The organism is Haladaptatus marinus (assembly GCF_051194195.1).
On sequence record NZ_JBLZNK010000002.1, the window covers coordinates 626,526 to 632,987 of the forward strand.

Sequence of the window (6,462 nt, forward strand, 5' to 3'; positions counted from 1 at the left end):
CGATGGCAAACGTGGGGGTGCGGTGAACTTACCCGAACTTCGCTTGTTCCTGCTCGCGGAGTTCGATACGCCTGATTTTTCCGCTGGACGTTTTCGGGAGTTCGTCCACGAACTCGATTCTGCGTGGGTATTTGTACGGCGCAGTCTCCTGTTTCATGTACTCTTGTAGTTCTTCTGCGAGTTCGTCGCTACCCTCGTAGCCATCCGCGAGGATGACGTAGGATTTGACGACGTTTCCACGCTCATCGTGAGGGCTACCGACTGCAGCGGCCTCTGCAACTGCCGAATGACCGACCAGGGCGTCTTCGACCTCGAAGGGTCCGATTCGGTAGCCTGCGGAGATGATGATGTCGTCCGCGCGCCCTTCGAAGAAGAATCGGCCGTCTTCGTCCTCGCTCGCCAAGTCACCGGTTCGGTAATAGGCACCTGAGAACGTCTTCTCGTCCAGCTCCGGTTTCTCGAAGTAGCCGTCGAAAATCGCGGGGCTATCGACCGGGACCGCGATCTCGCCGATTTCACCCGTTTCGACTTCCTCGTCGTCCACCGTGTCGATGATGGTCGTTCCGAGGCCGGGCGTTGGCTTGCCCATGCTTCCCGGTTTCACGTCGATTCCGGGGTAGTTCGTCACCAGTGCGACGGTTTCCGTCTGGCCATAGCCGTCCCGTGGCGTCACGCCGAACGCCTTGTCGAACGCCTGAATCGGTTCGCGGTTCAGCGGTTCGCCCGCCGAAACGACCTCCTTCAGGGCGAGGTCGTAGTCGGCCATGTCGTCCTCCTGTGTGAACATCCGGTACTGGGTCGGCACCGCACAGAGTCGGGTGACGCCTTCTTCTTCCATCAGCGAAAGGAACGTTTCGGGGTCGAAGTCCCCTCGATAGATGAACTGCGGTGCACCCGTCGTCAGCGCCACGCCAACCGGACTCCAGAACCATTTGGCCCATCCTGTGCCCGTCGTCGCCCAGAGCAATTCGTCCTCGTAGTCCATTCCCTGTTCGACACCCCACCAGTAGCGCCCGTTGACGCGCTCGAAGCAATGCATCCAGCGGTGGCGATGAAGAACGGGCTTCGGTTGTCCCGTCGTTCCGCTGGTGTAGTTGATGGACATCGGTGATTGTGCTCCGATGTCCGGGCCGTCATGTTCGGTCGGTTCGCCATCGACCACGGTGGCGAAGGATTCCCAGTTGCCCGTTTGCGACCCATCTAATGCGATAAGTGTCGAAAGCGGCGTCTCGTCCAGAATCGGTTCGACCATGTCGGTCAACTCGTCGTGGCAGACGATGGTCGTCGCCTCGCAGTCGTTCGCCCGGAACTGGAGGTCTTTCGGCTTCAACATGGCCGAACACGGCACCAAAATCGCACCGCGTTTCAACGCCCCGAGTTGGATCGCGAACACGTCCGGGTGGCGCGGCAGAAGGTGCATCACCCTATCGCCCTCGCCGACCCCGAGTGATTCGAGAGCGTTGGCGAATCGGTTCATATCGTCGCGTAAGTCGGCGTAGGTTCGTTCGGTCTCGCTTCCCTCCTCGTCGCGGAATTTGACCGCAAGTCGGTGGCCGAACTCCTCGGCGTGTGACTCGATAACCGCAGGTAGGTTGTACTCTTCCGGAATGTCCCATTCGAATTCCGACAGTTCGCGCTCGTAATCGATTTGCATTCGTCGGACAATGGATGGTCGGTTATTTGATTTTGTCGTCTGTTATCACGGGTCGGACAGGAGTCCATACCGCTCTTTCGCCTGATTCCGTCTCAGTACCGTTTCGTCGGCGGTATTCGGACGTTCCTTAATTCGAACTAAAGCGGTGTTGCGTTCAGTCTCGACGCCCTTCTCATCCATCCCGTTCGCCAGTATCTATTTGTTTATCTCCGTCGTATGCCCCTCGATGGCCGGAAAGAAACTGTTGATGATAGTCGGCGATTTCGGCGAGGATTACGAAATCATGGTACCGTTTCAGGCGCTGCAAGCGGTCGGCCATGAGGTCGATGCAGTGTGTCCCGAAAAAGACGGAGACGACACCGTCAAGACCGCGATTCACGACTTCCGAGGCGACCAGACCTACGTCGAATCACGAGGGCACGATTTCGCACTCACGACATCGTTCGACGACATTGACCCCGCCGACTATGACGGTCTCGTCATCCCCGGCGGGCGTGCACCCGAATACCTCAGAAACTACGACGAGGTTATCGAAGTCGTTCAACACTTCGACGACGAGGACAAACCGATTGCCGCCATCTGTCACGCCGCCCAGATTCTCGCCGCCGCGGATGTCATCGAGGGGCGAACGTGCTCCGCATACTCCGCACTACAAGCGGACGTAGAGGATGCTGGTGGCGAGTATTACGATGGCGTGACGACCGACAAAAATCTGGTGACTGGCAGGGACTGGAGCGATCACGTCGAGTGGCTATCACAGTTCCTCGACGTTTTAGGAACCGATATCGAACACAATGAGGCCGTCGCTGCCGACGACTGAGAATACTATCTTTTCACGGGTCGTTCGAATACCGGAAAAAACAACGGCGAGTTCGCTCAGGCGGACGAATTGTTTCCGCCGTTCCCCTGCGTCGTTGTGTTGTTTCCGCTGCCGTTTCCACCGCCACCTCCCTGAAGGTTGGTGCTAAGCAGGTTGAGGCCACTACTGAAGATGGATGCGTCACCAGCGAGCCGTCGTCGGTCACCCGAGCTAAGACTCGCACCTCGTGAGAACACTATTGTGGTAATCGACGCATCCTGCCCGCCGAGGTCGTAGCGAACAACCCAGCCGCTGTAGTCGTCTGGTTGGCTGATTTCGGGCACGTCTCCACCACCGGGTCGCGCTAGCAGCCGAACGACAGTGGACTGCTCCAAGGTGTTCTCAACGCGGAACGGGACGTTTGGATGATAGGCGTACGTGTATACCAACATCTCGTTGTCCTGGGCGGTAGCGGTTCCAGCACTCCCAAGGCCCAACGCGAGTGCACCCGCCGCGAGTGCACCCTTTTTCATGAACGACCGCCGTTCTTTCGATTCGAGGTTTTCCGTGCCGTGATTATCGTTCTCGGACATCTCTCCCTCACGAACCAGTATGTGAGAATCTCTGATAAAGAGCGCAGAACTTTCAAATTTTCAGATTGAACCTATCGGTGTCCGAACGCTCGTAATCGTCGTATCCGACCGGTAATGGGGATTACCACGGGAATTCCGCATATTGATTCGGAACGCGAAAGACGAATTATCCAACCGCCTTTCGTATAGCGACATACAGTATATGGGTTCAACGTGAGACGTGTGTTGTTCGACTACTCAATTCTTCCGAAACCATAGATTGTGAAAACATCCCTGTTCACCTGCCAAATCCGGAGTCGACTCATTGATATTTCACGGTGTCCGAATTGTGATCGTCGCTCTCGTGGGTTCACGACTGCCGAAGCGACGGGATGGCACTGATTTCCCAATCCAGAACCGAGTTGATGTCGGAGTACTTCGATATCTATTGTGGACTCTCCGCGGTCGGGTCGCGATGGAGTTTCACACCAGCGAGTAGATGTTCGCTTCGTACACCTCGCGCACTCGGTCGCCCCAGTTGTGGGTGTACGTGTCGATGATGTCGCTCGCAACGTCTCCACGGAGGTATTTCACGATACCTCTGTCGCCGGTTCGATCGCGGAGATGCGTCGTGAAAAAGTGTCGGAAGTAATGGGGGGTAACGTTTTCTTCCGCACCGCCACCGGTTCGATACCAGCCCCAGTCGCGGGCGTGGCGCTCGACGATGTTTCGAACCATTTTTGGCGTGAGCCGCGTCCCCCAGTCGCCACTCGTGCTGACGAACAGCGGTTCCGCGGGCGATTGGACATCCGGGCGAATCGCGAGCCAGCAGATGAGCGCCCCTCGGAGTTCATCATCCACGGGGACGATGGTCTCGCGCTTTCGCTTGTTCGAGGCGGTTCGCTCCTCTTCGTTGACGACTTGCCCACGGACGGCATCTGTGGCCACGAAAATCGAGTCGGGTCGGCCATCGAGTTGTGGACGTTTTCCGAGCGTGTACGTTCGCCGTATTTCCTCGTCTGCAAGATTCACATCCCGCAAATCGAGATTGCTGACTTCGCCGACACGCATCCCGGTTTTCAGCAGTGTGAGGACGACAGCGCGTTCTAACGGATGCGTTATCCCGGCGACAAACTCCCGCATACTCATCACCGAAATCTCGCGGCGCATCGGATCTTTGTCGATAGATTCGTGCATCTCTTCGACCACGAGCGCCATCGGATTCGAGTCGAACGCGCCGACTTGCGTCATATACGTGTAAAACCGATGCAGATAGGAGGCGTAGGTCGCGATGGTGCTTTCGGCATGGTTACCTCGGAGCGTATGAATCCACGCCATACAGTCGCGTTGAGTGGCTGATTCCGGGGTCACGCTACGCCCTGCGGGGTTCAAATCGGGGTCAGTGAGAAACGCTTCAAAGCGACGGAGAACACGTTTATACGCCGTTCTGGTTCGCTCACTTTTCCCGTGGTAGAGCAAATCTTGGAGGAAGTAGCCGACCGGGTCATCGGGGTTCGGACTATCGGAACTAGTGGCCATCGGCACCTCCGACGAGTTCATAGCCCCCGCGCCGCCCGCTGTACTGTACCCGGTTCGCAGACTGGAGTTCGTCGAGCACGTTTTCGAGTCGGTCTTCGAAATCTCCGGCGAGTCGTTCGACCAGTTCGTCCCATGATAGATGTCCCTCCGCTGCGAGGGTTTCGAGCAGCCGTGTTTTCAGCTCGCTACCCCCGGGGTTCGCCCCGCCTTCAGGGGTCTCCACAGGATTAATCTCGAATCCCTTTCGTCCGGCCTGTACCATGGCTCTGACGAACTCGCTCTGGCTCATGTCGAGTTCGTCGGCGTGCGACTGCCATTCGTCCTTCTGATATTCGGGAATGTATGTCTTCACGACAGTTCTGCTCGTCTCGTCGCCCATGGTTGCACGTCCCATCCCCAGTATTTCAATTTGTCCCATGGAGCGTGATAAGGGACTTTATCTTTCCGAATGGGACTCCGTTAACGCGCTGAATTGTCGTATATCGTCCTAATTAGAGTCACAATATCACCTCATCAAGTACTACAGACGACGATATTATTTTCAGGTAGGAACCTGAAGATGTGGTTTTAAATTACATCCTCATAAATAATCATTTGCGCCGAGGTTGATTTTCTCGTGGTTGTGCTCCCACTCGATGTTGCAACGAGGGTTGTCGTCTCGGTAGGGCCGTCAAACCGTATTCCAATTCGGCTGAATATATGTTGAGAACACGACTCACATACGCAGTTAGAATGCACGAAGAGCAGTCCGCACTGGCCGTCTCCTCAACAGTCGCGCAGCGACCCTTGTTTTCAGCGACATTTGGCAACTACTGGCCGCCGAATTATTCCTGCGTCGAGTGTCGAGGTGGGTATCTGCCACCATCGAGGTGCTACTTCACTCCACTGCCGGAGGCGAACAGCTAGTTGGTGGCTTCGTTCGGACTGTTCGTCGCGTCTGAAAGCCTAAACTGACGGCCTCCGCCTTCTTCACTACCCGTGCAAGAATTGTTCGTGAAGCGCACAAATCATTATCTAAGTTAGTTAGCTCCCGTCTGCCGCATGGATAAATTGTATGTCGCTATACTATCCGCCCCCTGGTGTGCGTCACACAGTTGACCAAGAGCCGACCGCTGTGTCCCTATTCACTTCCCTCCGACGGATTTTCCGAACGGCCGGTCTGCGTCTTCTTCAGAGTGATTTGACGGGGATAACCGTCTCCATACCATGTTCGAATGCCAAGAACGTATTTGTGCGCAGACCACATTGTGTTAGAAAAATGAATGATTCGTACGACGCAATCGTTTACGACCTCGATGGAACCCTCGTTCGACTCGCGGTAGATTGGGAGGAAACTGCGAAGCGGATCAAGCCAATAATTCGAACACATGGCGGAAACGCGAACGCGGACGACGCGCTAGACCTATTGCCGGTCGCGGAAGAAATCGGCGCTGCGGACGCAATCGAGCCGCATTTGGCGGCGGCGGAGTGTGCCGGAGCGCGCCAATCAGAGCGCCTACCGATCATGGACGAACTTGTCGAGGCGGCAGCTCCGGTCGGTATCTGCTCGCTCAACTGCGAGAAAGCATGTCGCATCGCTTTGGCTGCACACGACATTTCAAAAGACATCGGAGCGATTATCGGTCGCGATTCGGTCTCCGAGCGAAAACCACATCCGGAACCGCTACTCGCCGCCGTGGAAAAACTGGGGGTGCGGCCGGAACGAACGCTGTTCGTTGGCGACTCGGACAGTGACCAAGAGACTGCTCGGAGAGCGGGAACCGCGTTCAGGGGAGTGTAGGAGAAGAGCGGTTTCGGTTCCGATATTCATCTAATCGCAGTTGGGATGAACGCGAATATCGAGTGAGGCGGTAAAACCCGGAGGTGATGGAGCGGTCGTCTCGGCCAGCCGAGACGAC

6 protein-coding genes are annotated in these 6,462 nt (G+C 56.3%); 2 read left to right on the forward strand and 4 right to left on the reverse strand.

Annotation, left to right across the window (positions count from 1 at the left end):
- Positions 1–28: 28 nt before the first annotated feature.
- On the reverse strand, positions 29–1,654 hold the full coding sequence (locus ACN2TU_RS05480; protein ID WP_435153617.1) for an acyl-CoA synthetase: 1,626 nt from the start codon (positions 1,652–1,654) through the stop codon (positions 29–31).
- Between the two features lie 226 nt (positions 1,655–1,880).
- Between ACN2TU_RS05480 and ACN2TU_RS05485 the strand changes: the two genes are divergently transcribed.
- Positions 1,881–2,474, forward strand: coding sequence for a DJ-1/PfpI family protein (locus ACN2TU_RS05485; protein ID WP_435153619.1), 594 nt, complete (start codon positions 1,881–1,883; stop codon positions 2,472–2,474).
- 56 nt (positions 2,475–2,530) lie between these two features.
- On the opposite strand, the gene ACN2TU_RS05490 is transcribed toward ACN2TU_RS05485, so the two are convergent.
- From ACN2TU_RS05490 to ACN2TU_RS05500, 3 genes are all read right to left on the reverse strand, one after another.
- Positions 2,531–3,046, reverse strand: coding sequence for a twin-arginine translocation signal domain-containing protein (locus tag ACN2TU_RS05490; protein ID WP_435153620.1), 516 nt, complete (start codon positions 3,044–3,046; stop codon positions 2,531–2,533).
- Positions 3,047–3,508: 462 nt separating this feature from the next.
- Entirely contained in the window at positions 3,509–4,564 is a 1,056-nt protein-coding gene (locus ACN2TU_RS05495; protein ID WP_435153622.1) for a tyrosine-type recombinase/integrase, read from the reverse strand.
- On the reverse strand, positions 4,554–4,943 hold the full coding sequence (locus ACN2TU_RS05500; RefSeq protein WP_435153624.1) for a DUF5805 domain-containing protein: 390 nt from the start codon (positions 4,941–4,943) through the stop codon (positions 4,554–4,556). The genes ACN2TU_RS05495 and ACN2TU_RS05500 overlap by 11 nt, the downstream gene beginning before the upstream one ends.
- 879 nt (positions 4,944–5,822) lie before the next feature.
- Here ACN2TU_RS05500 and ACN2TU_RS05505 point away from each other — a divergent pair.
- Positions 5,823–6,344 carry an HAD family hydrolase gene (locus ACN2TU_RS05505; RefSeq protein ID WP_435153626.1) on the forward strand — a complete coding sequence of 174 codons (522 nt, stop codon included), beginning with the start codon at positions 5,823–5,825 and terminating at the stop codon, positions 6,342–6,344.
- The last annotated feature ends 118 nt before the right edge of the window (positions 6,345–6,462 follow it).

What these genes read in the sequence shown, in the direction of transcription:
- ACN2TU_RS05480 (WP_435153617.1), bottom strand. Translation starts at nt 1,654, where the DNA reads ATGCAAATCGATTACGAGCGCGAACTGTCGGAATTCGAATGGGACATT.
- ACN2TU_RS05485 (WP_435153619.1), top strand. Translation starts at nt 1,881, where the DNA reads ATGGCCGGAAAGAAACTGTTGATGATAGTCGGCGATTTCGGCGAGGAT.
- ACN2TU_RS05490 (WP_435153620.1), bottom strand. Translation starts at nt 3,046, where the DNA reads ATGTCCGAGAACGATAATCACGGCACGGAAAACCTCGAATCGAAAGAA.
- ACN2TU_RS05495 (WP_435153622.1), bottom strand. Translation starts at nt 4,564, where the DNA reads ATGGCCACTAGTTCCGATAGTCCGAACCCCGATGACCCGGTCGGCTAC.
- ACN2TU_RS05500 (WP_435153624.1), bottom strand. Translation starts at nt 4,943, where the DNA reads ATGGGCGACGAGACGAGCAGAACTGTCGTGAAGACATACATTCCCGAA.
- ACN2TU_RS05505 (WP_435153626.1), top strand. Translation starts at nt 5,823, where the DNA reads ATGAATGATTCGTACGACGCAATCGTTTACGACCTCGATGGAACCCTC.